The 23,761-nt window shown below is 66.8% G+C and carries 17 protein-coding genes; 2 read left to right on the forward strand and 15 right to left on the reverse strand.

What is annotated here, in order from left to right:
- Positions 1-111: 111 nt before the first annotated feature.
- The 9 genes from ACFSGX_RS08305 to cyoA form a co-directional block, all read right to left on the reverse strand.
- Positions 112-1,476, reverse strand: a complete 1,365-nt coding sequence (locus tag ACFSGX_RS08305; protein ID WP_380929016.1) for a glycoside hydrolase family 27 protein — start codon at positions 1,474-1,476, stop codon at positions 112-114.
- 3 nt (positions 1,477-1,479) lie between these two features.
- On the reverse strand, positions 1,480-2,925 hold the full coding sequence (locus ACFSGX_RS08310; protein ID WP_380929018.1) for a family 43 glycosylhydrolase: 1,446 nt from the start codon (positions 2,923-2,925) through the stop codon (positions 1,480-1,482).
- Positions 2,922-3,965, reverse strand: a complete 1,044-nt coding sequence (locus ACFSGX_RS08315) for an arabinan endo-1,5-alpha-L-arabinosidase (protein WP_380929020.1) — start codon at positions 3,963-3,965, stop codon at positions 2,922-2,924. The genes ACFSGX_RS08310 and ACFSGX_RS08315 overlap by 4 nt, the downstream gene beginning before the upstream one ends.
- Before the next feature lie 310 nt (positions 3,966-4,275).
- The gene (locus ACFSGX_RS08320; RefSeq protein ID WP_380929022.1) at positions 4,276-4,596 is read right to left on the reverse strand and encodes a hypothetical protein; all 321 of its coding nucleotides are present in this window, start codon (positions 4,594-4,596) and stop codon (positions 4,276-4,278) included.
- A 125-nt stretch (positions 4,597-4,721) separates the two neighbouring features.
- Positions 4,722-5,384, reverse strand: coding sequence for an OmpW/AlkL family protein (locus tag ACFSGX_RS08325; RefSeq protein ID WP_380929023.1), 663 nt, complete (start codon positions 5,382-5,384; stop codon positions 4,722-4,724).
- A 124-nt stretch (positions 5,385-5,508) separates the two neighbouring features.
- Positions 5,509-5,889 (reverse strand): cytochrome o ubiquinol oxidase subunit IV, encoded by a 381-nt coding sequence (gene cyoD / locus ACFSGX_RS08330; RefSeq protein WP_380929025.1) that lies wholly within the window; start codon positions 5,887-5,889, stop codon positions 5,509-5,511.
- Positions 5,886-6,518, reverse strand: coding sequence for a cytochrome o ubiquinol oxidase subunit III (gene cyoC / locus ACFSGX_RS08335; protein WP_380929026.1), 633 nt, complete (start codon positions 6,516-6,518; stop codon positions 5,886-5,888). Before cyoC ends, cyoD begins: the two co-directional genes overlap by 4 nt.
- Positions 6,515-8,515 carry a cytochrome o ubiquinol oxidase subunit I gene (cyoB, locus tag ACFSGX_RS08340; protein WP_380929028.1) on the reverse strand — a complete coding sequence of 667 codons (2,001 nt, stop codon included), beginning with the start codon at positions 8,513-8,515 and terminating at the stop codon, positions 6,515-6,517. Before cyoB ends, cyoC begins: the two co-directional genes overlap by 4 nt.
- Before the next feature lie 21 nt (positions 8,516-8,536).
- Positions 8,537-9,688, reverse strand: coding sequence for a ubiquinol oxidase subunit II (cyoA, locus tag ACFSGX_RS08345; protein ID WP_380929029.1), 1,152 nt, complete (start codon positions 9,686-9,688; stop codon positions 8,537-8,539).
- A gap of 159 nt (positions 9,689-9,847) precedes the next feature.
- Here cyoA and ACFSGX_RS08350 point away from each other — a divergent pair, with 159 nt between their 5' ends.
- A complete protein-coding gene (locus ACFSGX_RS08350) occupies positions 9,848-11,194 on the forward strand; it encodes an MFS transporter (protein ID WP_380929031.1) in 1,347 nt (448 codons plus the stop codon).
- Between the two features lie 11 nt (positions 11,195-11,205).
- Positions 11,206-11,772 (forward strand): hypothetical protein, encoded by a 567-nt coding sequence (locus ACFSGX_RS08355; protein ID WP_380929032.1) that lies wholly within the window; start codon positions 11,206-11,208, stop codon positions 11,770-11,772.
- Positions 11,773-11,797: 25 nt separating this feature from the next.
- Here ACFSGX_RS08355 and ACFSGX_RS08360 read toward each other — a convergent pair whose 3' ends face one another.
- The 6 genes from ACFSGX_RS08360 to ACFSGX_RS08385 form a co-directional block, all read right to left on the reverse strand.
- Positions 11,798-12,508 carry a Crp/Fnr family transcriptional regulator gene (locus ACFSGX_RS08360; RefSeq protein WP_380929033.1) on the reverse strand — a complete coding sequence of 237 codons (711 nt, stop codon included), beginning with the start codon at positions 12,506-12,508 and terminating at the stop codon, positions 11,798-11,800.
- Positions 12,509-12,686: 178 nt separating this feature from the next.
- On the reverse strand, positions 12,687-15,572 hold the full coding sequence (locus ACFSGX_RS08365) for a glycoside hydrolase family 31 protein (protein WP_380929035.1): 2,886 nt from the start codon (positions 15,570-15,572) through the stop codon (positions 12,687-12,689).
- Between the two features lie 105 nt (positions 15,573-15,677).
- Positions 15,678-17,279, reverse strand: coding sequence for a GH39 family glycosyl hydrolase (locus ACFSGX_RS08370; protein ID WP_380929036.1), 1,602 nt, complete (start codon positions 17,277-17,279; stop codon positions 15,678-15,680).
- A gap of 17 nt (positions 17,280-17,296) precedes the next feature.
- Positions 17,297-18,832: a tryptophan halogenase family protein gene (locus ACFSGX_RS08375; protein WP_380929038.1), complete on the reverse strand. Its 1,536-nt coding sequence runs from the start codon at positions 18,830-18,832 to the stop codon at positions 17,297-17,299.
- Positions 18,829-20,379 carry a tryptophan halogenase family protein gene (locus ACFSGX_RS08380; protein WP_380929040.1) on the reverse strand — a complete coding sequence of 517 codons (1,551 nt, stop codon included), beginning with the start codon at positions 20,377-20,379 and terminating at the stop codon, positions 18,829-18,831. The genes ACFSGX_RS08375 and ACFSGX_RS08380 overlap by 4 nt, the downstream gene beginning before the upstream one ends.
- Positions 20,380-20,465: 86 nt before the next feature.
- On the reverse strand, positions 20,466-23,516 hold the full coding sequence (locus ACFSGX_RS08385; RefSeq protein ID WP_380929041.1) for a TonB-dependent receptor: 3,051 nt from the start codon (positions 23,514-23,516) through the stop codon (positions 20,466-20,468).
- Positions 23,517-23,761: the final 245 nt, after the last annotated feature.

Raw genomic sequence — 23,761 nt, forward strand, 5'->3', positions numbered from 1 at the left:
CCGACATCCGCTATGCCTGCTCGGTGCTTTACGCAAGCGGTAAGTTACGGGTCTGTCGCACGGCGAAATATTTGGCCCGAGCGAGGGACAGACGCCGCCAAACCGGCCTTTTCAGCCGCCGGGCGTCAGCCCGTACAGCGCGGCGCCATGCGATGCAATGGTCCGCGTGATCCGATCTGACACCGTTGCCTCGTCACGCCGCTTCCACAGATCCCGCATACCGACACGGCCCGACAGACCAAGCAACGTCAGATCAAGCGTCACGGATCGCGCGCTTTTGTCGGTGTTGAACAAGGCGAGGTAGCGATCGTCGGTACCCGGCACCCGCGCCGACCAGACCCGGATCCCGTCCGCGATGTAGTGCGGCTGGTTGCCGTCGCTCCGCTGGTTGACCGCGATCACCTCCGGATTGGTCAGCAGCGCCAGTGTCGCGTCGTCAAGGTGGCGGAGGTCGCCGCCCATGATCAGCGGTGACCGTGCGATCGCCCACAGCGTCATCAACGTCCCCTGCTCGTCCGGCGTGAATTTCGTATCCCGCGCGCCCAGCGCCAGCCGACCGAGCGGCAGCATGTCGGCGTCCGGCCACGCCCCCGGCGCACGGTGCGCGTTCCAGTTCTCCAGCCGCACGAACTGCGCCTCCAGCAACGCCCATTCGTCCCAGAAATCGTCGCTGATCCGCCACATCTGCGCGTAGCGGCGAACATGGTCGGCGCGCGGCACCGGCGTCTCGCCCGGCGACAGGCTCAGGATGATCGGCCGGCCGGTCGCGCCGATTGCCTTGTGCGCCGCCTCGATCTCGGCTGCGTGCGCGTCATAGGGACGGCTCATGTCGTCCATCTTGACGAAGTCGACGCCCCACGACGCGTAGAGCGCGAACACGCTGTCATAATAGGCCTGCGCGCCGGGCTTCCGCATGTCGACGCCGTACATGTCGGGGTTCCACGCGCAGATGCTGGTCGTATCGGCGATGTCGCGGGCGCGGTACCGCGTCCCAAGCACCGGCAGGTTGCGCTCCACCGCCAGCCGCGGGATGCCGCGCATCAGGTGGATGCCGAACCGCAGGCCCAGCGCATGGACCTGATCGGCGAGCGGGCGGAACCCCTTGCCGCCGACGCTCGACGGAAACCGGTTTAGCGCGGGCAGCAACCGGCCATGGCCGTCCATCGCCGGCGTCGGGCGGGCATTGTACGTGTAGCTCTCCGCCTCCGGTTCGTACCACTGGATATCCACGGTGAAGATGTCGTAGCCCGCGGGCAGCAGCTTGGCTGCCATGATCCGCGCGGTCTCGATCGCCTGCGCCTCGGTGATCGTCGTCGCGAAGCTGTTCCAGCTGTTCCACCCCATCGGCGGGGTCGGCGCGAGCAGCGGCGGACGCGACGACGGCGCGGGTTGGGCACGCACCACCCCCTCGCCGCCGATCGCGGTCGCGGCAAATGCGCCGGCCAGCAGCGTGCGGCGATCGACCGGCGCGATCATGGCTCAGCGCACCAGGAAGGTGGCGGACGCGCGCTCGGCGGGCGTCGCGGTGGTGCCGAGCATCAACGCGCCGTCGCCGCGCCGCACGGCCATGCCCGGCCGCCCCGCCGCCACGAACGTGATGCCGCCCGGATCGGTCAGTCCCGGCCGCGCGATAAAGCTCGCCTGTTCTGCGAACCCGCGGCCGCCGTCCTTGGCCGCCAGCGCGATTTGCCCGTCGCCCTGCGCGAACAGATAGCGGTCGGGCGCATCGATCGGCACCAGCGACACGCTGCCCCGCCCGGCGATGCCCGGCACCCGGCGGAACTGGCTGGACGCGATGTCGCCCTGCCCCACCGACACGCGGTCGCCGTCATGGCGCAGGAAGCCGGCGTCGCCACCGACCGCCGCGAACCGGTCCGGCAGCGGTCCGTTGCCGACCGGGATACCGAAGTCGGGCGTGCCATCGGGCTTGTAGTAGAAACGCTGCATCCGCGTGTGGCGGTTCGGGTCGAACAGCGGATCGCCCTTGATCGCGGCATAGTCGCGCCCGTGGTAGACGAGCACGTCGCGGCCCTGTTCGTCCACCGTGAAGCTGTTGTGCCCCGGCCCGTAGACGTTGGTGACCGTCGAGGAGACGAACACCGGCAGCGGCGACTTCGTCCAGGATGCGGCGTTCATGATGTCCGCATCGGCGCGCGCGCTGACCATGCCGAGGCAGTAGCGCGCGTCGGTCGCACTCGCCGAATAGGTGATGAACAGCCGGCCGTTGCGCGCCAGCAGCGACGGCGCCTCGGCGACCTTGTAGCCCTGGATCTCCCAGTCCAGCGTCGGCACTGCCAGCCGGATCGGCGGTTTCGCCAGCGTCAGCGGCGTGGCGAGCGGCGCGAGGTACAGGTTGCTGTTCGTCTCGATCCCCGGTTCGCGCTGCGCCCAACACAGGTAGCGCGTGCCGCGGTGGACGAACGACGTCGAGTCGAGGTTGAAGCTGTCCCACGGCGTCTTCAACTGGCCCAGCACGGACCAGCGCGCCGTCATCGGATCGGCCCCGTCCGCCACCAGCGCATAGGTGCGGATGCGGAACACGTCCTCCCCGCCCCCGCTCGGCCCCGCGGCGAAGTACACGATCCACTTGCCGTCGATCAGATGCAGCTCGGGCGCCCACAGGAAGCCGGACATCGGTCCGCTGGCGAGATGCCGCCACAGCACGCGTTCCGGCGCCGTCGTCAGCCCGGCCAGCGTCCGCGACCGGCGCAGCACAATCCGGTCATATTCCGGGACCGACCCGGTCATGTAGTAATAGCCGTCGTCGTGGCGGAACACCTGCGCATCCGCCCGCTGGCGCACCACCGGGTTGCTCGGCACCGGCGCGGCCGCGGGCGCCCCGCCGGGCAGACGCGCGATCGCGCCGCTGGCGGACACTGCGCCGGCACCGGCCACGAACAGGCGGCGTGAAACTGCGATCATCATTGATACTCCGCTGTCGGCCAACCATCGGCACCCCAGGCGATCGGCGCGATCCGGAGCGTGGGCACGCCGTCCTTCGTCCGGTCATAGGCGTGGTAGACCACATAATCGCGCCCGTCGGCATCGTGCATCACGCCCGGATGGCCCGGCCCGCGAAACCGCTGCTGCTCCTGCAGGTCGGCGCGCAGCAGGATCGTGCCGCCGCCGTTCAGCATCGTACTGCCGTCCTTGCCGAGATACGGCCCGGTGATCGCCTTCGCGCGGCCGACAACGGTGTAGTAGGTGCTATTCACGCCCTTACAGCAATAATCATAGCTGGCGAGCAGCCAGTGATAGCCGCCGTGCCGGATGATGAACGGCGCCTCCACCGGGGCCGGCCCACCCGCGGGGGCCGGACGCCGCGCGATCGCGTAGGGCTTCTCCTTGGGATCGAGCAGCTTGCCGGTCCGCGGATCGAGCGCGAACAGCTTCAGCCCGCTCCAGAAACTGCCGAGCGCCAGCCAGTGGCGGCCGTCCGCATCGACGACATGGTTGGGGTCGATCGCGTTGAAATCGTCCGCCGGGGTGGACATCACGACCATCCCCTCGTCGCGCCAGCCATAGCCCGGCGCGGCCGGATCGAGCGTCGCGCTGGTCGCCAGACCGATCGCCGAGCGGTTCGACCCGAATGTCGAAACCGAATAATAGAGCCGGTAGCGCCCGTCCGCCCCGCGCGAGATGTCGGGCGCCCACATCCCCTTCGTCCCGGGCACGGCCTTGGTCGCCCAGTCGGGGAGCCGCGACAGCGGCGGCGTGCCGGCGGTCCAGTGGATCAGGTCGGTCGATGTCCGCGCGCTCAGCATCTGCCCGTCGAGGCCGGTGCCGTAGACATAATAGGTCTTGCCGGCGCGGATCATGACGGGGTCGTGGACCGGCGCGATGTCGCCCGTCATCCGCGCGTTGATCGCCCCGCGCCCGGCGGCGGCTTTTGGCTGCGCCTGTCCGGACGCGCTGCCCGCCAGCATCAGGGCGATCAGTCCCGTCGCCCAAACCCGTGAAGCCATCGTCGCACTCCCCCATCCCTGCCCGCCGGTTGTTCCGGCCGGGCCACCGACTCCGGCGGCGCGGATCGCCCGTTCGGATGGTCGGTTTCAGTATTTCTACTCCGACATATGCGGTCGCGGCGAGTTTGACAATCGACCCCCCGCGCTTCTCATCTTGAACGTTCGAGGGCAGAGGTGGCTGGCGAAGGCCGCCGCCGGGGCCAAACCTCGCTACGGTCGGGTGACCGGATGTCGGACAAGGCTGCCGGCCAGATCCGTTCACCTGCGTCACTCCAAAGCGAGCGGCCCCCGGGCGGCGGATCGCGCTCCGTCAGTTGCCTTCGGCGTCCACCATGAACAGCATCGGCCTGCCGCGCGACATCGGGTCCCACCCCGCGGCGAGCGCCGCACGAACGCCACGCGAGAGGGTCGCATCGTCGATCTGGAGACGCCCCCGTGGCAGCCCCTTCATCAGGCGCTTCGGAGCCGGAAATTCGATCGAGGCCTCACGCTGCGTATCCTTTTGCAGCAGGCGGATCGCCATCCCCCTCCATCCCTCGTCATCCGACCATTGCGGCTCGCGCTGGAGTTCCCAGGTGTAGGTGAGCCCATCGACATCGACGGTCCCGGTGTTGCTTCGGTTGTTTGACATGCCCGCCGCCCTAGCATGCCAGCCCGGCCAGTTCATCAGCCCCCGTGAATCCGTCTCGCCCGGGGGCGGCCGCAGTCGTTCCGGTCCCGGACATTCGCCAGGCCCGGCCGTTTCGCGACTTCCGCTTAGAACCGCATGCCGAGACCGACGCCGAACACGAGCGGATCGATCCCGGCATCGACCCGGTTGACCAACGCCCCGGTCCTCAGCCGCGCCCGGGTGTCGATATCGACATATTTCACGTCGAAGTTCGCGAACAGCTTCGCGCTGATGTCGACATCGAACCCCGCCTGAAGCACGTAGCCGAAACTGTCCTTCAGATGCACGTCGGTCTCACCAATCGCGGTGTTCAGCGCGCCGCTCGCCTTGCTGGAATAGAAGATCGTGTAGTTCACGCCGGCGCCGACATAGGGCCGGATCCGCGCATTCGGCCGCAGATGATATTGCAGCGTCAACGTCGGCGGCAGCACCCAGGTGCTCGCCACCTTGTCCAGCGCCGCCAGCGTACCGCGGCCCTGCAGCGTGTGCTTGGTCGTCGCCAGGATCAGCTCGGTTCCGATATGGTCCGACAGCATATAGGTGAAATCGAGTTCCGGCGCGAAGCTGTCGGTCACCCCGATGCGCGCGCCCGGAAAGCTCGGCTGCACGCCGCCGGAACTCTCGTTTGGCGACACCATGATCGCGCGGACGCGGACCAGCACGTCGCCCTTGTGCTGCGCCGTGGCCGGGGTGGCGACGCAGGCCGCGGCGAGCGCCAGCAGCGTGGCGGTGGAAGAAAGGATGCGCATCTGGATGTCCCCGTAAAGCAATGCGCATCCGCTACGGCGACGCGCCCAGCCCCGCCTTGATCCCGCGCAAACCGGGTCACGCGGCGATCTGACCGGCGTCCGGCGGCTCAGCCGCGCGCGACAATCACCGCATTCCCCCCATGGCGCCGGGCATCGGCATCATGTTCGTGTTGAGGTGATACATCACCCAGATCGACCCGGCGATCGTCAGGACCACGATGACCGTGGTGAACAGGAACGCCAGCAACGTCCAGCCACCCTCGGACCGCGTATCGAGGTGGAGGAAGCACAGCACATGGACGACGATCTGCGCGAAGCCCATCGCGAAGATGAGCGCGGCCGTCGTCTGCCAGTCCTCCACGATCCCCGACATGACCAGCCAGAACGGCACCACCGTCAGGACGATCGAGAGGATCGTCCCGATACGGTAACCGCGCCGGCTGTGGCCGGGCGCCGCGCCATGGCCGGGATTGGCCGGGTCTTGCCCGATCGAGATGTCGCTCACCGCAGGACTCCAAACAGATAGACGAAGGTGAAGACACCGATCCAGATGATGTCGAGGAAGTGCCAGAACATCGACAGGCAGATCAGCCGGCGCTTCATCGGCGGGCTGAGGCCCTGCTGCCCGAGCTGCACGAGCAGGACCGCGATCCAGATCAGGCCGACCAGGACATGCACGCCGTGCGTGCCGACCAGCGTGAAGAACGCCGACAGGAACGCGCTGCGCTGCGGCGTCGCGCCTTCGGCGATCAGTGCCGCGAATTCGAACAGCTCGACGCCGACGAACGCCGCACCGAGCAGGCCGGTGATGGCGAGCCAGACGCGCGTCGGGCCGACCCGCCCCGCCTCCATGTGCGGCATCGCCTGGCCGAAGGTGATCGACGACGCGAGCAACAGCGCGGTATTGAGCGCGACGAGCTTCAGGTCGAAGATCTCGTGCGGCATCGGCCCGCCGGCGTAGCTGGTCCTGACCACGCCGAACATCGCGAACAACGACGCGAAGATCAGCGCGTCGCTCATCAGGTAGATCCAGAAACCGAGCACGGTCGCGCCGTTCCCGTCATGGTCATGATCGTCGTCGGGCAGGTGCCATGTCGCCGCGGTGTCGGCGGGGTGGAGCGTGTGGTCGGTCATGTCGGGCTCCCGTCGGCCGGCTGGTGGCGCGCGCTCTCGGTCAGCGCGACCGCGTCGGCCGGAATGAAATAGTCGCGCTTGAAGTTGAACGTGTGCGCCACCGTCACGACGAGCAGCCCGGCGAAGCTCAGCGCGGCGAGCCACCACATGTACCACACCATCGCGAAACCGAGCGTGAGCGCGAGACCGGCCAGGATCACGCCCGCGCCGGTGTTGCGCGGCATGTGGATCGGGCGATAGCCCCCGGCGGGCCGTTCGTAGCCGCGGCTCTTCATGTCGTACCAGGCATCCAGATCGTAAATCACCGGCGTGAACGCGAAATTGTAGGCCGGCGGCGGCGAGCTGGTCGACCATTCGAGCGTCCGGCCATCCCACGGATCACCGGTCAGGTCGCGAAGCTTGTCGCGCTTTACGAACCCCATCACGATGCTCATCACGAAACCGAGGATGCCGATCAGGATGATCAGCGCGCCGATCGCGGCGACCACGAAATAGGGCTGGAGCGTGGGATCGTCGAAATGGTTCACGCGGCGCGTGGTGCCCATCAAGCCGACGACGTAGATCGGCGTCCAGGCGATCCAGTAGCCGACGACCCAGCCCCAGAAGGCGACCTTGCCCCAGAATTCGTCGAGCTTGAACCCGAACGCCTTGGGGAACCAGTAGACCATCCCGGCGAACAGGCCGAACACCACGCCGCCGATGATGACGTTGTGGAAATGCGCGACGAGGAACAACGAGTTGTGCAGCACGAAATCGGCAGGCGGGATCGCCAGCAGCACACCGGTCATCCCGCCGACCACGAAGGTCAGCATGAATGCCACCACCCACATCATCGGCAGTTCGAAGCGGATGTCGCCACGGTACATGGTGAACAGCCAGTTGAAGATCTTCGCCCCGGTCGGGATCGCGATCACCATCGTGGCGATGCCGAAGAAGCTGTTGACGCTCGGCCCCGCACCCATCGTGAAGAAGTGATGCAGCCAGACGAGATACGACAGAAGCGTGATCACCACCGTCGCGTACACCATCGACGAATAGCCGAAGAGCCGCTTCCCGGTGAAGGTCGAGGTGATCTCGGAATAGATGCCGAACGCCGGCAGGACCAGGACGTAGACCTCGGGGTGACCCCAGATCCACACCATGTTCCAGTACATCATCGGCGACCCGCCGAGTTCGTTGGTGAAGAAATGCGTCCCGACATAACGGTCGAGCATCAGCAGGAAGAACGCGGCGGTCAGCGCCGGGAAGATGGCGATCGCCAGCACGTTGGAACACAGCGCCGTCCAGCAGAACACCGGCATCTTCATCATCGTCATGCCGGGTGCGCGCATCTTGATGATGGTCGCGACCATGTTGATCGCCGACAGCGTCGTGCCGACCCCGGCGATCTGCAACGCCCACAGATAATAGTCGACCCCTGTTTCGGGGCTGTAGGCCAGGCCGGCGAGCGGTGCGTAGGACAGCCAGCCCGTGCTCGCGAACTCCCCGATGAACAGTGAGATCATCACCAGGACGGAGCCCGCCGCGGTCAGCCAGAAACTGAAATTGTTGAGGAACGGGAACGCCACGTCGCGCGCGCCGATCTGGAGCGGCATGACGTAGTTCACCAAGCCCACGACCAGCGGAATGGCCACGAAGAAGATCATGATCGTCCCGTGCGCGGTGAAGATCTGGTCGTAGTGATGCGTTTCGAGGAAACCCTGGTTGTCGCCGAACGCGATCGCCTGCTGCGCGCGCATCATCAGCGCGTCGGAGAAGCCGCGCAGCAGCATGACGATGCCCAGGATGATGTACATGATGCCGATCCGCTTGTGATCGACGCTCGTGAACCATTCATTCCAGAGATAGCCCCACAGCCGGAAGTGCGTCACCGCACCGACCAGCGCGAGGCCGAGCAGCGAGACGACGATGAACGTCGTCAGCAGGATCGGCTCGTGCAGGGGAAAGGATTCCCAGGTGAGCCGTCCGAAGATCGATTTGAGGAGATGGTCGCTCATGAATGTCCCGATGGTTGGGGATCAGACCCGCACGGCGCGAAGCGCGCCGGGGGCGGGGATGGGCTGCGTCACGGACATGTCGCGGTTGCGCGGGTCGCCGGGCTTCTGGTCGCCCGGCGCACCCGGTCTGGCGGGCTTGGTCACGTTCGGCCCCGTGCCCTTGTCCTGCTGCGCCTTGAACAGTGCCGGCGTCGGCGTGTCGCCGTGCAGCGGTGCGGCGCTGCGGCCCGGCATCGCGCCGCTGCTGCGTTCCATGTCGCGGCGCATGATGTCGATCGTGCAGGGCGTGCCCGGCACGACGCAGCGGTTGAGGACGCGATCGAACAGGCCCGGCATGACCGACCCGAAATGCAGGACCGGCACCTTGATGCTGGGTTTTTCCAGCGCGACATAGTTGCCGGGCGCCAGCGTCCCGCGCTTGCTGGCCTTCACCTGCGCGACCCAGGCGTCGAAATCGGCCGGTGCCAGTCCACGCAGCTTGAACCGCATGTCGGTATGGCCGCGCCCGGTATAGTTGCCCGAATAGCCCCAGCTTTCGCCCGGCTTGTTCAGAACCGCGTTCAGCACCGACTGCATCCCCGGCATGGCGTAGATCATGCCCGCCATGGTGGGCGCGTAGAATGTGCTGAACTGGCTCGTCGACGTGATCGTGAAATGCACCGGCACATCGACCGGCAACGCCAGCTCGTTCACGGTCGCGATGCCCTGCGCCGGGTAGATGAACAGCCATTTCCAGTCGAGCGCGACGACCTGCACCTTCAGCGGCTTGGTGTTCGGCGCGACCGGCCGGCCCGCCGACAGGCGGTCGAGCGGCCGGAACGGATCGAGCAGATGCGTACTGGTCCACGTCACGACGCTCAGCGCGATGATGATCAGCAACGGGCACGCCCAGATCACCAGTTCCAGCGTGGTCGAATGATCGAAATTCGGGTCGTAGACCTTGTTCGGATTGCCGCGGCGATACCGCCACGCGAACAGCACGATCAGCACCATGACCGGCACGATGATCAACAGCATGATCCCCGTGGCGAACAGGATGAGGTTGCGTTGCTGCACGGCGATATCGCCGGTCGGGTTCATGACGACCATGTCACACCCGCTCAGCAATGCCGCCACGCCCAGGAGTGACAGGCGCGCGGCCCGGTTAAGATGATCGGAAATTGGTCTGCCCATGGCCGGCGCTTAGCTGCCGATCCGCGACCCGACTTTGTCCGCGGTCAAAGTTTCGCGGTTTGCCCGTCGCTATGGTCCGCTCGTCGGCATGGCTGATCGATCGCGGCGCGCAGCCACGGTCGGCGCCACGATCGATCGAGCAGATAGGACCCAAACGCGATGGTAGCCACGACCCCTGGCGCGGGCAATTCGACCGCCCTGGAACGCGACGCGCAAGTGATCAACGCGCGCGGGCATCAAATCCGGCCGGGCGACATCGCGGTCGGCGTGATCATCGGGCGCTCGTCGGAATTCTTCGACTTCTTCGTCTACGCGATCGCCTCGGTCCTGGTGTTCCCGTCGGTCATCTTCCCCTATGTCGATCCGCTCACCGGCACGCTCTATTCGTTCGGCATCTTCGCGCTCGCCTTCGTGGCGCGGCCGTTCGGCGCGCTCGCGTTCATGTGGATCGACCGGAAGCACGGCCGCGGCGTCAAGCTGGCCGCGGCGCTGTTCCTGCTTGGCGGATCGACCGCCGCGATCGCCTTCGTCCCCAGTTACGCGCAGGCCGGCAACCTGGCGGTGATCCTGCTGGCGTTCTTCCGCATGGGACAGGGCTTCGCGCTCGGCGGCACCTGGGACGGCCTCCCCGCCCTCCTCTCGCTCAACGCACCGGAAAAGCGCCGCGGTTGGTTCGCGATGATCCCGCAGCTCGGCGCCCCGGTCGGCCTGTTCGTTGCCGCCGCCGTCTTCGCCTATCTGCTGACGGCACTCACCACCGCGGACTTCCTGACCTGGGGGTGGCGCTTCCCCTTCTTCGTGGCCTTCGTGATCAACGTGGTAGCGCTGTTCGCGCGGCTGCGGCTGATCTCGACCCCGGGGTTCAAGGCGCTGTTCGAAAACCGCGAGCTTCAGCCATCGTCGGTCGTCTCGCTGGTCCGCGAGGAAGGCCGCACGGTCGTGCTGGGAGCCTTCGCGCCGCTCGCCAGCTTCGCGCTGTTCCACCTCGTCACCGTCTTCCCGCTGTCGTGGTTCGTGCTCACCTCGGGCGAGCCGCCGGCCCGCTTCCTCGTCATCGAACTGGTCGGTGCGCTCGTCTGCCTGATCGCCGTGATGCTGTCCGGCGTCGTGGCGGACCGGGTCGGCCGCCGCACCGTGCTCGGCGTCTCGGCCGCGCTGATCGCCGGCTATAGCGGGTTTGCGCCGCATCTGCTCGGACAGGGGGCCGCGGGCGAATGGACCTACATGATGCTCGGCTTCGTCCTGCTCGGCCTGTCGTTCGGCCAGTCGTCGGGCGCGGTCAACGGGCGCTTTTCGGCCCGGCATCGCTATACCGGGTCGGGCACGACCGCGACGGCATCATGGTTCATCGGTGCCGCCTTCGCCCCGCTCGCCGCCTTGTTCCTGGCGAGCCGGTTCGGGCTGATGTCGGTCGGGATCTACCTGCTGTCGGGCGCACTCTGCACACTCGCCGCGCTCGCGCTCGGCCGGGACCGCGCCCGGACAACCTCCGTCGATACGGTCTGATCGGAACCATGATGCCCGATACGCTTGAACCAGACCCGATGATCGGATCACCACCCGGCCACGCCCACGCGGCAGACGCAGGCGTGCTGCCCTTCCCGGCTGGCGGGAAGCGGATCAGCGGCACCGACCTCGTCGGGCTCCTGGCGGATCATGCCCAGTTGCGCGTTCTATGCGACCAGCTCGAAACCTTGGCGGACGGCCTGCCGCTCTATCCGTCGCTCCAGGACCGTCGGACCCTCGCCGACCGGATCGAGACCGCCACGATCGCCCATGTCCGAACGACGAACTCGTTCCTCGGCCGGTTTTTTACAGGGAGCGAGCGGAGGACAACGCGCGGCATCCTCGCGCGCATCCTGTCGCGGCAGATTTCGGATGCTCTGCATGCCGAGGACACCGCCGATATCCTCCGGTCGCTATCGCTCAACCAGGCGTCGATCGACATGCTCAGCTACATGCTGCGCGTCCTGTTCGAAGGCGCGCGTCGCGCGCTGGATTTCGAGGGGCTGTTCCTGCTCTCGCTCGGCAACACCCGGCTGACCAGCGCGGCGCGCGCCGATCTTGAAGGCGCGCTGGCTTGATCTGCCGCCCCGACTGACTTCCGCGTCAGGCGGCGTGCGCACAGACGGCGAGCGCGGCCCGGTCGGAGATCGTCACCGCCCGCCCGCCCGGCAGCCCGATCACCCCGGCCGCCTTCAGCCGCGTCATCTGCCGGCTCACCGTCTCGATCGTCAGGCCCAGCACATCGCCGATCTGCCCGCGCGTCAGCGGCAGATCGAACGTCAGCGGGCCGTCCGGCGTCGCGCGACACCCGGTGTTCGCGGCCCGCAACGCCATCTCCAGCAGGAAATCGGCGATCCGCTCCTCCGCCGACTTGCGCGCCAGCGACAGCATCCGGTGCCGCGCGGCGGTCAGCGCCGTCAGCGTGCGCTGCAGCAGCAGGCGCTCCATCCGGCCATGATCCTCCAGCACCCGCTGGAACGCGGCGCGCGGGAAGATGCACAGTTCCGCATCGGTCAGCGCGGTGATGGTGAAGTCCGCCAGCCCGGCATGCGCCTGTCCGACGAAATCGGCGGGATACAGCAGGCCGACAATCTGTTCGCGCCCGTCCGGCGTCGCAGCGACCAGCTTCAGCACGCCGGACAGCAGGTTCGCGCAGATGACGCTCGTGTCGCCCGCCCAGATCACCGTATCGCCCCGCGCGATGCGCTGCCGCCGGCCGATCGTGTTGAGCGCCCACAACTCGTCTTCGCTCAACGTCCCGCACAACGCTTCGTCGCGCACGGTACAGTCGGTGCAGATGTCCTGAATCTTCATGAACCGCTATGGACCATTTCGTTCCGGAAACCGAACCTTTCCTTGAAACCGGCAATATTGGCAAGGTCGGCCGCTCAATCCCGCACGCGACCCATTAGGCGAGCGGATGGCACGACGCAGGATCGGGGCGGCACTGATGACGTTTTGTCGAACGTCATCGGTGCCGCGTCGCTTGATCTCAGCGACGTGTCCCGGGTCGCGCGACCGTGAGTGCCGCACCGCTGTAGCTGACCTCGGCGTCGAAGCCGTTGGCGTCCGTCATGGGCTTGCCCTCGCCGACCCAGCGGATGCGAATGGTGCGGGTTGTCGGCATCCCCTCCCATCCCTTGCCCTCACGCCCACCAATCGTCACCGCGCCCGTGCGATCGTCGTAGCCGATCGGGATGCGACTGAACGCGCCCTGCTTGTACTGCTGGCTGGTCCCGTCGTCCTCGTAGAGCGAGAAGCGGCCGTCCGCGCCGGTATAGACCGCCATCGTCAGGGGAGCCGCGCGGTCCTGATCGACATATTGCGTCACCGGCCCCATCGGCACGATCGCACCGGCGCGCACGAACAGCGGCATCCGCTCGAACGGTGCCGCGACACTCGCCGTCGTCCCGCCGCGATACGCCGTGCCGGTGGTGAAATCATACCAGCGGCCCGTGCCCGGGAAATAGACCGGGCGCGCGCGTGCGCCATATTCGGTGACCGGCGCGACCAGGAACGCGTCGCCGAACAGATACTGGTCGGTCGGTTTGCGCGCGCCCACGTCGGTCGGGAAATCGGCCGCCATTGGCCGCATGATGCTGCCGTCCTTGGCCCAGGTGTCGGCGCCCACCGTGTAGATATACGGCATCAGCCGGTACCGCAGCTGCGTATACCAGACCATCGACGCGCGCATCGGCGATCCCGCCGGGCTGATCTCGTAGATCTCGCGGAACGGCGCCTCGCCGTGGCTGCGGAACAGCGGGCTGAACGCGCCGAACTGGAACCAGCGCAGGTTGAGCTCGCGCCACTCGGCAAGATCCGCGGCGGCCGGCGTCTTGGCGGAATAGCGATCCTCCAGCGCGAACCCGCCGATGTCGTGCGTCCAGTTCGGAATGCCCGAGACCGACGCGTTGACGCCCGCTGAAATCTGCGCACGCAGATCGTACCAGCGGCTGGCGACGTCGCCGGACCAGATCGCCGCGCCGTAACGCTGCAACCCGGCAAAGCCCGAACGGGTCAGCAGGAACGGGCGGACGTCCGGCTTGAACGCCTGCCACCCGTCGAAGAACGACCGCGCGTTCATCAACGGGAAGCTGTTGAAATACTGCGCGGCCGGCCCGATTGCGGTCGGGCCCATCGTCTCGATCCGCTCGGGCACGGAGATGTTGGAATGCATGTCGGGCTCGCTGGCGTCCGCCCACCACGCATCGGTGCCCAGCTTGGCGAGGCGATCCTCGATCTGCCGCCAGAAGATCCGCCGGCCCGCCGCCGAATAGGGATCGTAGACCGTGCTGGCATAGCCCGGCCCCACCCAGTCCTTGTTCCCCATTTTCAGGTTGCCCTGATACACCGCACCCGCCGCCGCGAGTTCCTTGTAGGTATCGGTGGTCGGATAGAATTTCGGCCAGACCGAAATCATGAAATGCGCATTCTTGGCGTGGACCGCGTCGATCATCGCCTTGGGATCCGGGAAACGCGTCGGATCGAACCGGTGGCTCCCCCAGTCGTCGTCCCGCCAGTAACGCCAGTCGAGCACGATGTTGTCGAGCGGGATCTTCAGTTCACGGTAGCGATCGACGACGGCGGTCAGCTCGGCCGCGGTGTCGTAACGCTGCCGCGACTGCCAGAAGCCGTAAGCCCATTTCGGCATCATCTCGGCCTTGCCGGTCAGCTGGCGATAGCCCGCGACGGCGCCGTCCATGCTGCCCGCGCCGGGCACGAACCAGTAGTTCTTGGCCTGTGCCACCTCGCTGGTGAACCGGATCGATCGGCGATCGCTCTCCGGCACGGGGTCGTTGTGGAACAGCGCGATGTAACCCGCATTGGGCTCCCACTCGATCCGGATCCGCGCGGGCGTCCCGGCGCGCATCGGCACGTCGAAATTCGCGTACCAGGGATTCCAGTTCTGCCGCCAGCGGTTCAGGACTTCCTTGCCATCGACGAACACCTTGAAATAGCTCGATCCGTAAAGCTGGAAGCGGTGCAGGCCGGCGACGGTCGGCTGCAGGTCGCCCGTCCACACGACGCGCTGCTTCTGCACCGCATTGCCGGCGGTGTTCTGGCCGCCCTCCGCCGCCGTCGTCTGCACCTTCGCGGCGGCGGGCCAGTTCACCTGATCCTTGATGAACTGGTAATTCACCGTCGCTTCCTGGCGCGTGACGACCGGCCGGCCGTTCAGCGAATATTCGGCGGTGAAGCCGGGCTTTCCGTTCGACGTGACGCGCATCCCCTCGCCGACCAGCGTGTAGGGCTTGGGATTACCGAAGCGCGTGATCGCGTTGTTGTCCCACAGGATGCCGTAGCCGCGGGTGGAGACGAGGAACGGGACCGCGATGTCCATATTATGCTGCGCCAGTTCGACGTCTTCGCCGTTCTGGTCCATCTGACCGGCCTGATGCTGGCCGAGGCCGTACAGCCCCTCGTCGGTCCCGCGATTGAACTGCTGCGACACGGACACGAACGGCTTGCCGTCCGCGGTGGCCGGCGCGAAACCGGGCGCTCCGGCCTCGCTCAGCAGCGGCTTTCCGGCGGTGTCGCGAAAGCTCACCCGACCCGTCGCCAGTTCGACTTCGGCGATGGTCCGCGCGGCCGTCACGACGACGCTGCCGGCCGTCCCGCGCACGGAGAAACTGCCCGCCGCCGGGGGCGTCGGCGCCATCAGGCTCGGCGCCGGCGTGCCGGTCCGGGCGTCCCGCGGCGTCGCGACGACATGGATGATGCCGTCGCCGTGGACGGTCAGCGCCACGCGCGACGACGGCCCCGTCGCGGGCGTGACCACGATGCCGTCCGCGGTCCGCTCATACCGTCCGGCCTGCGCATAGGCCGGTGACGCGATGGCGCTGCCGATCAGCAGCGCAGCAACAAGAGCCTTGTTCATGGTCGTTCCCCTCGATCATGCGCGCCACGGCCGTTCAGGACCGGCCCCCGGGCGTCGCGGCGGTTCATGCAATCCGTGCCACGGCGCGCGGCCCCGGAACAGTGGTCATCGCGGTGTCGCGTCCGTCCGCTCGACGGTTGCGAGCACGACATCGTTGGCGCGCATCGGCACGCGCACCGCGTACCGCCCGTCGCGGCCGACCCGAACGGTCTGCGTCGATTCCGGCAGATCGCGGGTCAGCGCCTGCAATTCCGCGACCTGGACCGGCGTGGGATCCTTCGGCGACCCCATCTCGAGGTAGCGAGTATGCGCGTCGTTGGCCTTGAAACCGGTCCGGCGCAGCGTCACGCGGTAAGTGCCCGGCGCCAGTCCCGACAGCCGCAGCTGCGCGGGCGCCAGCGTGGTGGTCGGCAGCACCTTTGTAAAGAACGGCCGGTTGCTGATGGACTGTGCCGGCAGGCGCCATGCCCACAGCAGCACGCTGGTCCCGCCGTCCCCCGTCGTCGCCAGCGCTTCACCGTCGCCGGTCGCGATCTCGCGGCCGCGCAGCTGGTTCAGATATTTGTACGCGAACCAGCTGGCCTTGCGGATCCCCTCGCGGTTCATCAGCCCGAACCCGCCGTGGAACGACGTCGGCGGCACGCCGGCTTCCTCGAACAGGTCGCTATACGTCCAGTAGCTCATACCCTGCGCGATGCCGCGGGTCGCGCGCAGCTTGCCCAGGATATAGGCCGCGCTGATATAGCTGTCGTGGACCGGATCGCGCGGATTGTAGCTGGCGCTCCATTCCGTGAAATAGAGCGGTCGCCCGCGATAGGCCGTCGCGTCGATCTGCGCGCGCACCTTGCGCACGTCCGCGGTGACCGCATCGGGATTGGTCGACAGCTTGTTGTCGTCCTGCCCCTTCTCGTCCAGGAAACCGCCGTCGACGCCGTAGGTGTGGGTGGTCAGGAAATCGATCGGGACGTTGCGCCGCGACACATAGTCCAGCAGTTCCGGCACCCACGCCGCCCCTGCCGTGGACGGCCCACCGACGCGCAGCTGCGGGTCGATCGCCTTGATCGTCCGCGCGCTCGACTCGTACAGTTCGAAATACGCCTTCTGGTCCGCCTTTTCCCAGAAACCGTCCAGATTGGGCTCGTTCCACACCTCGAAGAACCAGCTGCGCACCTCCACCTCGCCGTAACGCTGGCGCAGGTGGCGCACGAACGCGTCGACCAGTGCCGCCCACGCCTTCGGCTCCGGATGCGACGTGTTGCCCTTCCAGTAGAAGATCGTCTGCGGTGACGTGGCCATCGCGTTCGGGGTGAACCCCAGTTCCACGAACGGCTTGATCTTGCGCGCCAGAAGCCCGTCGATCAGCTGATCGATCTTCGTCCAGTCGTAGATCGTCCGGCCATTCTCCACGCGCACCGTCTTCAGATCGTCGTGGAAGATCGCGTGGAAGCGGACATACTCGAAACCCAGCTCCTTCACCGCGGTATCGAGCTGCGCCATGCTGTCCGGGCGGATCAGCGTCCCGGCATAGTCGGAACCGACCGACAGCCGGAACGACTGGTCCATCGGGGCGCCCGCCTTTCGCACATCGATATCGATCACGCGTTCGGCGGGGCGCGCCACGGCCGCCGCGGCCCCGGCATGCGGCACGGCGATCATGGCGGTCGTCACCAACGACGCGGCCAGAGTGAGCGAGAGCGGACGCGTCATAGTTCTTCCCAACTGGATCACGCGGTCTGGAGCGCGGGCGCGGCGCAATGCTGCGCGATGAAGGTCTCGTGCGTCGGCATCGCGGCGGCCGTCCGGCCGATTACATCGCGCAGATGCGCCAGGAAGGCGGCCGCCTCCCCGACCGGCAGTGCAGCGACCAGCGGATCGTAACCGCTCGGACGCTGCCCCTGCCCCAGCAGCACCGCGATCCAGCTATCCGGCGTGAACAGCTCGCCGGCCTCGCGGAACAGCCTGGCATTGCCGGCCCAGAGCGCCAGCTTGTCGGCGAGCGACGTCGGAAGCGCCATGGTGCGGCAATGATCCCAGAAGGCTGAATCGCTGCGCGTCGTCGCGTGGTAATGCAGGATGATGAAGTCCCGCACCTGATCATATTCGCGCAACAGCAGCCGGTTATACTCGGCGACCTCGACCGGATTGAACGATCGGTCGGGAAACAGGCTCATCAATCGCGTGATACCGGACTGGATCAGGTGGATGCTGGTCGATTCCAGCGGTTCCAGGAAACCGCCGGCCAACCCGATCGCGACGCAGTTCTTCTCCCACAACCGTTCGCGCCGGCCCGCCACGAACCGCAACTGGCGCGGTTCCGCAAGCGGCGTTCCCTCCAGCCCGTCGAGCAGCGCACGGACCGCGGTTTCGTCGTCGCTATGCGCGCTCGAATAGACATGCCCGTTCCCGACGCGATGTTGCAGCGGGATGCGCCACCGCCAGCCCGCCCGGTCCGCGGTGGCGCGCGTGTAGGGGGTCAGCGGCCCCTGCCGCGTGCTCGGGACCGCCCAGGCACGGTCGCACGGCAGCCAGTGCTGCCAGCTGGTGAACGGCACCTCCAGCGCATCGCCCAGCAACAATGAGCGGAAGCCGCTGCAATCGACGAACAGCTCGCCGTCCACCCGGCGACCATCGGCCAGTGTCACCGCGTCGATGAAACCCGTTTCGGCGTTGCGCACGACGCCGGCGATGCGTCCCTCGATACGCGTCGCCCCGGCGGCTTCCGATAGCGTGCGCAAATAGGCGGCATAGAGGCCGGCGTCGAAATGGAACGCGTAGGACAAGGTCGACAGCACGGCCGACGGGTCCGCGACCGGCCGATTGAAGCGCCCCAGTCGGGCCGCGACGTGGGACAGGCAATACTCGCCGATCGGGCCGGGCGTTCCCGCCTCCCCGCGCGCGGCCGCACGCAACCACAATTGGTGGAACGACACACCGGCCACGTCGCGCCCATGCGTGCCGAACGGGTGCAGATAATCCTCGCCGATCCGCCCCCAGTCGCGGAACCGGATCCCCAGTTTGAACGTCGCCTGGGTCGCGCGGACGAACGCATCCTCGTCGATGCCGATGATGCGGTTGAAGTCGAGCAGCGAGGGGATCGTCGCTTCGCCGACGCCAACCGTGCCGATCTCCTCCGACTCGATCAACGTGACCGACACGTCCGGGGAGACGGCGCGCGACAATGCCGCGGCGGTCATCCACCCCGCGGTGCCGCCACCGACGATCACCACCTTGCGGATCGGGGCTGTTGCCGCGCCGGTCACGCCGCCGCCTGCGTGCCGAACCGTCCGCGCTGCGCATACTGCACGAGGTCGCGATTGCTCGGCAGGTTCCGGATCGCGAACTGCGCCTGCTGGCACACCTCGGCAAATGCGCGGCGGGCATCCTCATGGTAGCGCAGCGCGCCGGCCCGGGCGGTCAGGTCGGTCTTCCACCCCATGCCGTACAGCACATATTGCCAGCTATGCTCGGTGAAGATGTCCGTCCGCGGGTCGATATCCAGCTCGTTCGGCCAGCGGAACCGCCAGCGGTCCAGCATCTCCTGCAAGCTGTCGGGGATCGACGCGGCGGCGACATTGTCTCGCCAGAAGTCCGTGTCGCGCCGTTCGGACAGGCAATAATGCAGTTTGATGAAATCCAGCGCGCGTTCGTACCGGCGGCGCAGCGCCGCGTTGAACTGGCGTGCCGACGTCTCATGATCGCCGCCCCACGGGAACAGGTTGGCGATCAACCCGGCGGCCACCTCGGCAAAGGCGATCCCCGTCGCCTCGAGCGGCTCGAAGAACCCGCTCGACAAACCGACCGCGACACAATTCTTGTGCCAGCTGATCTCGCGGTAGCCGGCGTCGAACTTGAACCGCCGCACCTCGGCCTCCGCGCCCGCCGGGCCCAAATACGCGCGCAGGACGCGCTCGGCCGTCTCGTCGTCGCTATGGTCCGACGAGTAGACGTGCCCGATCCCGCGCCGTGCCGCGAGACCGATGTCCCACGTCCAGCCGTCCTGCTGCGCCGTCGAGATGGTATAGGACGCGATCGGTGCGTTCGGGTCCGGATAGGGCAGCTGTGCGGTCACCGCGCGGTTGCAGAACAGCGTGTCGCGGCACGACCGAAACGGCATGCCCATCGCCTTGCCGATCAACTCGGCGCGGAACCCGGTGCAGTCGATATACAGGTCGGCGTCCAGCATGCCGTGCTGCTCGGTCCGCACGCCGCCGATCGCGCCATCGGCGTCGAGCATGACCTCCGTCACGGTATCGACCAGATGACGGACGCCGTTCGCGATCCCCTGTTCGCGCAACAAGCCGGCCAGCGCGATCGCGTCGAAATGGAACGCATAGCTGAGCGGCCCGACATAGTCGGCATGGCTCGCCAGCTTCGGCGCGCGCCAGGCGTCGGCCGCCTTCTTCTGCGGCGTCGCGACCGTGTCCCAGCCTTCGGAGCCGCCCGCGCCGATCAGCCAGTAGGGAAGCAGTTCGAGCCCGCTGCTCTGGTCGGCGACCTGGAACGGGTGCAGATAATGGTCGCTCGCACCCTCGCCCGGCACATGACGCCAGTTGGCGAACTTGATGCCCTGCTTGAACGTCGCGCCGCATCGGCGGACCAGTTCCGCCTCGTCGATGCCAATCGTGGCCAGCGTCCGGCGGATCGTGGGGAACGTCCCCTCGCCGACACCCAGCACGCCGATGTCGCGCGATTCCACCAGCGTGATCGCGACGCCGCCCGGCAGATCGGCGCTCAACCGCTTGGCAAGGTAACCCGCGGTCAGCCAACCGGCCGTCCCGCCACCGACGATCAGGATGCGCTGTCTCATTCCCCCCACTCCCCGCCGTCGTCGGTCCGGCATGGCCACCGCGACCGGAGTGATTCCGATCGCGGTGGAGCCCGGCCGCCGGTGTATCAGAAAGCCAGGTTGATGCCCGTGCTGATCCGGCGATCGCTCTGGAACCAGCTGCGCCCGACCAGCTTGCCGCCGGGATAGCCGCCCATCAGCGTCTTCGCCGTCGCCGCCGTCAGGTTCGTCCCCTGGACACCGAACGAGAAGTTCTTGGTGACCTTGAAGCGAATACCGGCGTCGAGCGTCCCGTAGGAGTCGCTGTAGACCGGCAGCGCGATCTGGGTCGCCGTGGAGACACCCGGAGCCGAGAAATAGGCGTAGGTCGGGTTCGTGCCGTTGCTGTTGGTCGACTGGAGATATTTCGACCGCCAGGAATAGGCGATGCGCAGCGAGAAGGGATTGCGTTCGTACAACAACGCCGCGTTGGCGTTGTGCTTCGACAGCCCGACCAGCGGCGCGTCGTTGCGGATCGTGCCGTTGATGTCGCGGTAGACGTCGCCGGGGTTCTTGCTTTCGATATACGTGTAGTTCCCCTCGAACCCGAGACCGCTGATCGGCCCTTCGAACATGTCGAGGAAGAAGCGACCGCCCACTTCGACGCCCTTCACCGTCGCCGCCTTGTCGGCGTTGATGTAGTCGGATGCCGCCGCACTCACGGTTTCCGACCGGCCGTCAGAGAACACGACCTGCACCTGTCGCGTCGTCAGCGAGAAGATCGGCAGATCGGTCAGCCGCTTGTAGAACGGCGCGATGTGGAACGTCACGCCGCGCGGGCCATAATATTCGAACGACAGGTCGAAGTTGTTCGAAATCGTCGGCTTGAGCAACGGATTGCCGGTTTCGGCGGTGAAGTTCGTGAACGTGCCGGGCTGACCCTGCACCGGGCTTGCGGTTGTCGCCACACCGACCGATCCGGACGCGCGCAGCGCGTTGAAGCTCGGCAGGTCCATCGTGATATTGTAGCCGGCGCGCAGCTTGACCTGGTTCGACGGCGCATAGACCACGTTGATCGACGGCAGCGCGCGGGTGAATTCCGCCTTTCCGCCGCGCGCGACGAACTGCGTTCCCAGCGTCACGGTCTGGCCGTCGCGGATGAACGTGTTGCCGTTCTGCTGGATGAAGCCGTTGCCCTCGTTCTTGATGTTGACGACGCGGACACCGACGTTGCCGGACACACCGTTGCCGTCGCCCTGCGGCCCGAACCGGACGAGCGCATAGCCGGCCAGGTTCTGCGTGCGGTTATCGACCTGGTCACCCGGCAGGATGAACCCCGGTGCGCGGATGCCGGACAGGCCGCCATAACCGGTCTGCGCCAGCGGACCCGACGCCGAACAGTTGAACTCCGTTCCGGCCGGGCAGAAACCCGCCGGCGGCGGCGTGACGAGGCCGGTCCGGTCGACGTTGAACCGGTCAGCCAGTTCCTCGCTGGCGAACAGGAGATTGCCCGGCAGCAGCGTTTCGCCGCGGAAGAAGTCCTTGAACGCGTGGAGCGCGACATCGCCCGGCGCGGCATTGGCATAGGTCAGCTGCGGATCGCCGTTCCAACCGCGGCCGAGTGCGGCCCAGTTATAGCCGTTCTGCAGATCGCGCTCGGTCCGCTCGGCATAGCGTCCACCGATCTTCACCGATCGGAAGAAGCTCGAATCGAACTTATATTCGGCATCGAGCTGCGCCGTGTCGAGCCGCCCCTTGTTCCGCTCGTTATGCGGCATCGATGCAGACCAGAAATAGTTCGACGGATCGGCGAACGATGCCTGGGTTGCCGGGCTGACGCTGATCTGCGGCAACCCACCGGTCAGGTCCATCCCGAACCCCGAGCCGAAGCTGACTTCGCGGAAGATATCGATCCGATCGTAGATCTGGCGTGAATCGACCCGCTGGATCGCGCCCTTCAGCGTCAAGGGGCCATCCTGCGGCGCCCATGCGAACGACAGCGAATAGTCGCGAGTCCGCGTGTTGCTTTCGACGAAGCCCTTGTTCCCGCTGCTAGTCACCTGCCCGCCGGGCAGGAACGTCGCGGTGTCGCGGTTGAACAGCGAGTCCGTCTTCAGCAGCAGGCCGTTCGAATCGAACGTGCTGTTGGCCGGATCGACGGCCAGCGTCTGGGACGAAACCTGCGCGCCATAGTCACTCGACTGGCTCTTGTACTTCGACTGGAAGAAGCTGCCCGTGAACGTCAGGCTGTCCGATGGCGCCCACTGCGCCGCGCCGTAGATGCCGTTGCGGCGGTACTGGAACGCTTCGTCGCCATAGGTGAACCCGCCCGGAATATAACGGTCGGTGTCGCCGATACGCGTCTTGAAATAGGGTTCGGTGCGGATGAACTGCGACAGCGAGCTGAACTGGCTGTACGCCACGTCCGCCAGCAACCCGATGCGGCCGATCGGCGTGTCGAACGAATCCGTCACCAGGACCGAACCCATCGGATCGGCCTTGTTCGCCATGTCGCCCAGGCTCAGCTCGCCCGTGCCGGCGACGTGGAACTTGCCGTTAAAATCGAATGGCATCTTCGTCCGAAGATCGATCTGCCCGCCCGTGCCGCCTTCGATCAGGTCGGCCGTCGACGCCTTGTAGACATCGACCGCGGCCATCAGCTCGGGCGTCACGTCGCTCCAGAGGATCGCGCGACCGTTGTTCGCGCTGAAGATTTCGCGCCCGTTCAGGCGCGACGCGACACCGGTCAGACCGCGCACCTGCACGCCGGAACCCTGGACCGAGAAGTGATCCGGATCGCCCAGCGCGGCGAAACGCACGATCGACACGCCCGAGACGCGTTGCAACACTTCGGTGATCGAATTGTCGGGCAATTTGCCGGCATCGTCGGCCACGACGGAGTCGACGATCGTCTCGCTGCGCCGCTTGCGCTCGACCGCAGCTTCCAGCGCGGCACGGCGTCCGGTCACGACGACGGTGTCGCCGCCGGTCTGATCCGCGGCCGGTTCACCGACGTCCTTGCTTGGCGCGGCGGCCTGGGTCGCATTCGGCGCGATCGCCTGGACCTCCGCCTGCGCTGCGGCGCCCGTGCTGTATCCGGCGGCAAGCAACGCGATCAGCGATACGCCGGTCTGCGTCCGAAACTGGCGTTTCAAAACAAGCTGCTGGATCGCGCGCATTTCTGTCATCCCCCCTTAGTGAACACGGCCGTACGGGCCCGCGGCGCACTTTGTGCATTCCGCGAAGCGCGCGGTAACAGCGCAGCAACAATCCCGCAACAACCTTTCGCCGGTGGAACGACCACCGCCAGGTGCCACGGCGAATGGGGCAGCGGCCCGGCCCGCACCGGCGGGGGTCGCGCGCTGTACGGCTTTACATTAGTCGTACATATTGAAATCCTGCGTAACGAGCATGTTCAAGTGCC

The organism is Sphingomonas arantia (genome assembly GCF_042682045.1).
Lineage (GTDB): Bacteria > Pseudomonadota > Alphaproteobacteria > Sphingomonadales > Sphingomonadaceae > Sphingomonas_R > Sphingomonas_R arantia.

Excerpts from the sequence above, each read along its gene's own strand:
- ACFSGX_RS08380 (WP_380929040.1), bottom strand. The coding sequence starts at position 20,379 with ATGAGACAGCGCATCCTGATCGTCGGTGGCGGGACGGCCGGTTGGCTG.
- ACFSGX_RS08310 (WP_380929018.1), bottom strand. The coding sequence starts at position 2,925 with ATGATGATCGCAGTTTCACGCCGCCTGTTCGTGGCCGGTGCCGGCGCA.
- ACFSGX_RS08355 (WP_380929032.1), top strand. The coding sequence starts at position 11,206 with ATGCCCGATACGCTTGAACCAGACCCGATGATCGGATCACCACCCGGC.
- ACFSGX_RS08350 (WP_380929031.1), top strand. The coding sequence starts at position 9,848 with ATGGTAGCCACGACCCCTGGCGCGGGCAATTCGACCGCCCTGGAACGC.
- ACFSGX_RS08305 (WP_380929016.1), bottom strand. The coding sequence starts at position 1,476 with ATGATCGCGCCGGTCGATCGCCGCACGCTGCTGGCCGGCGCATTTGCC.
- cyoC (WP_380929026.1), bottom strand. The coding sequence starts at position 6,518 with ATGACCGACCACACGCTCCACCCCGCCGACACCGCGGCGACATGGCAC.
- ACFSGX_RS08385 (WP_380929041.1), bottom strand. The coding sequence starts at position 23,516 with ATGCGCGCGATCCAGCAGCTTGTTTTGAAACGCCAGTTTCGGACGCAG.
- ACFSGX_RS08365 (WP_380929035.1), bottom strand. The coding sequence starts at position 15,572 with ATGAACAAGGCTCTTGTTGCTGCGCTGCTGATCGGCAGCGCCATCGCG.
- ACFSGX_RS08315 (WP_380929020.1), bottom strand. The coding sequence starts at position 3,965 with ATGGCTTCACGGGTTTGGGCGACGGGACTGATCGCCCTGATGCTGGCG.
- ACFSGX_RS08320 (WP_380929022.1), bottom strand. The coding sequence starts at position 4,596 with ATGTCAAACAACCGAAGCAACACCGGGACCGTCGATGTCGATGGGCTC.
- cyoB (WP_380929028.1), bottom strand. The coding sequence starts at position 8,515 with ATGAGCGACCATCTCCTCAAATCGATCTTCGGACGGCTCACCTGGGAA.
- cyoA (WP_380929029.1), bottom strand. The coding sequence starts at position 9,688 with ATGGGCAGACCAATTTCCGATCATCTTAACCGGGCCGCGCGCCTGTCA.
- ACFSGX_RS08370 (WP_380929036.1), bottom strand. The coding sequence starts at position 17,279 with ATGACGCGTCCGCTCTCGCTCACTCTGGCCGCGTCGTTGGTGACGACC.
- ACFSGX_RS08360 (WP_380929033.1), bottom strand. The coding sequence starts at position 12,508 with ATGAAGATTCAGGACATCTGCACCGACTGTACCGTGCGCGACGAAGCG.
- ACFSGX_RS08325 (WP_380929023.1), bottom strand. The coding sequence starts at position 5,384 with ATGCGCATCCTTTCTTCCACCGCCACGCTGCTGGCGCTCGCCGCGGCC.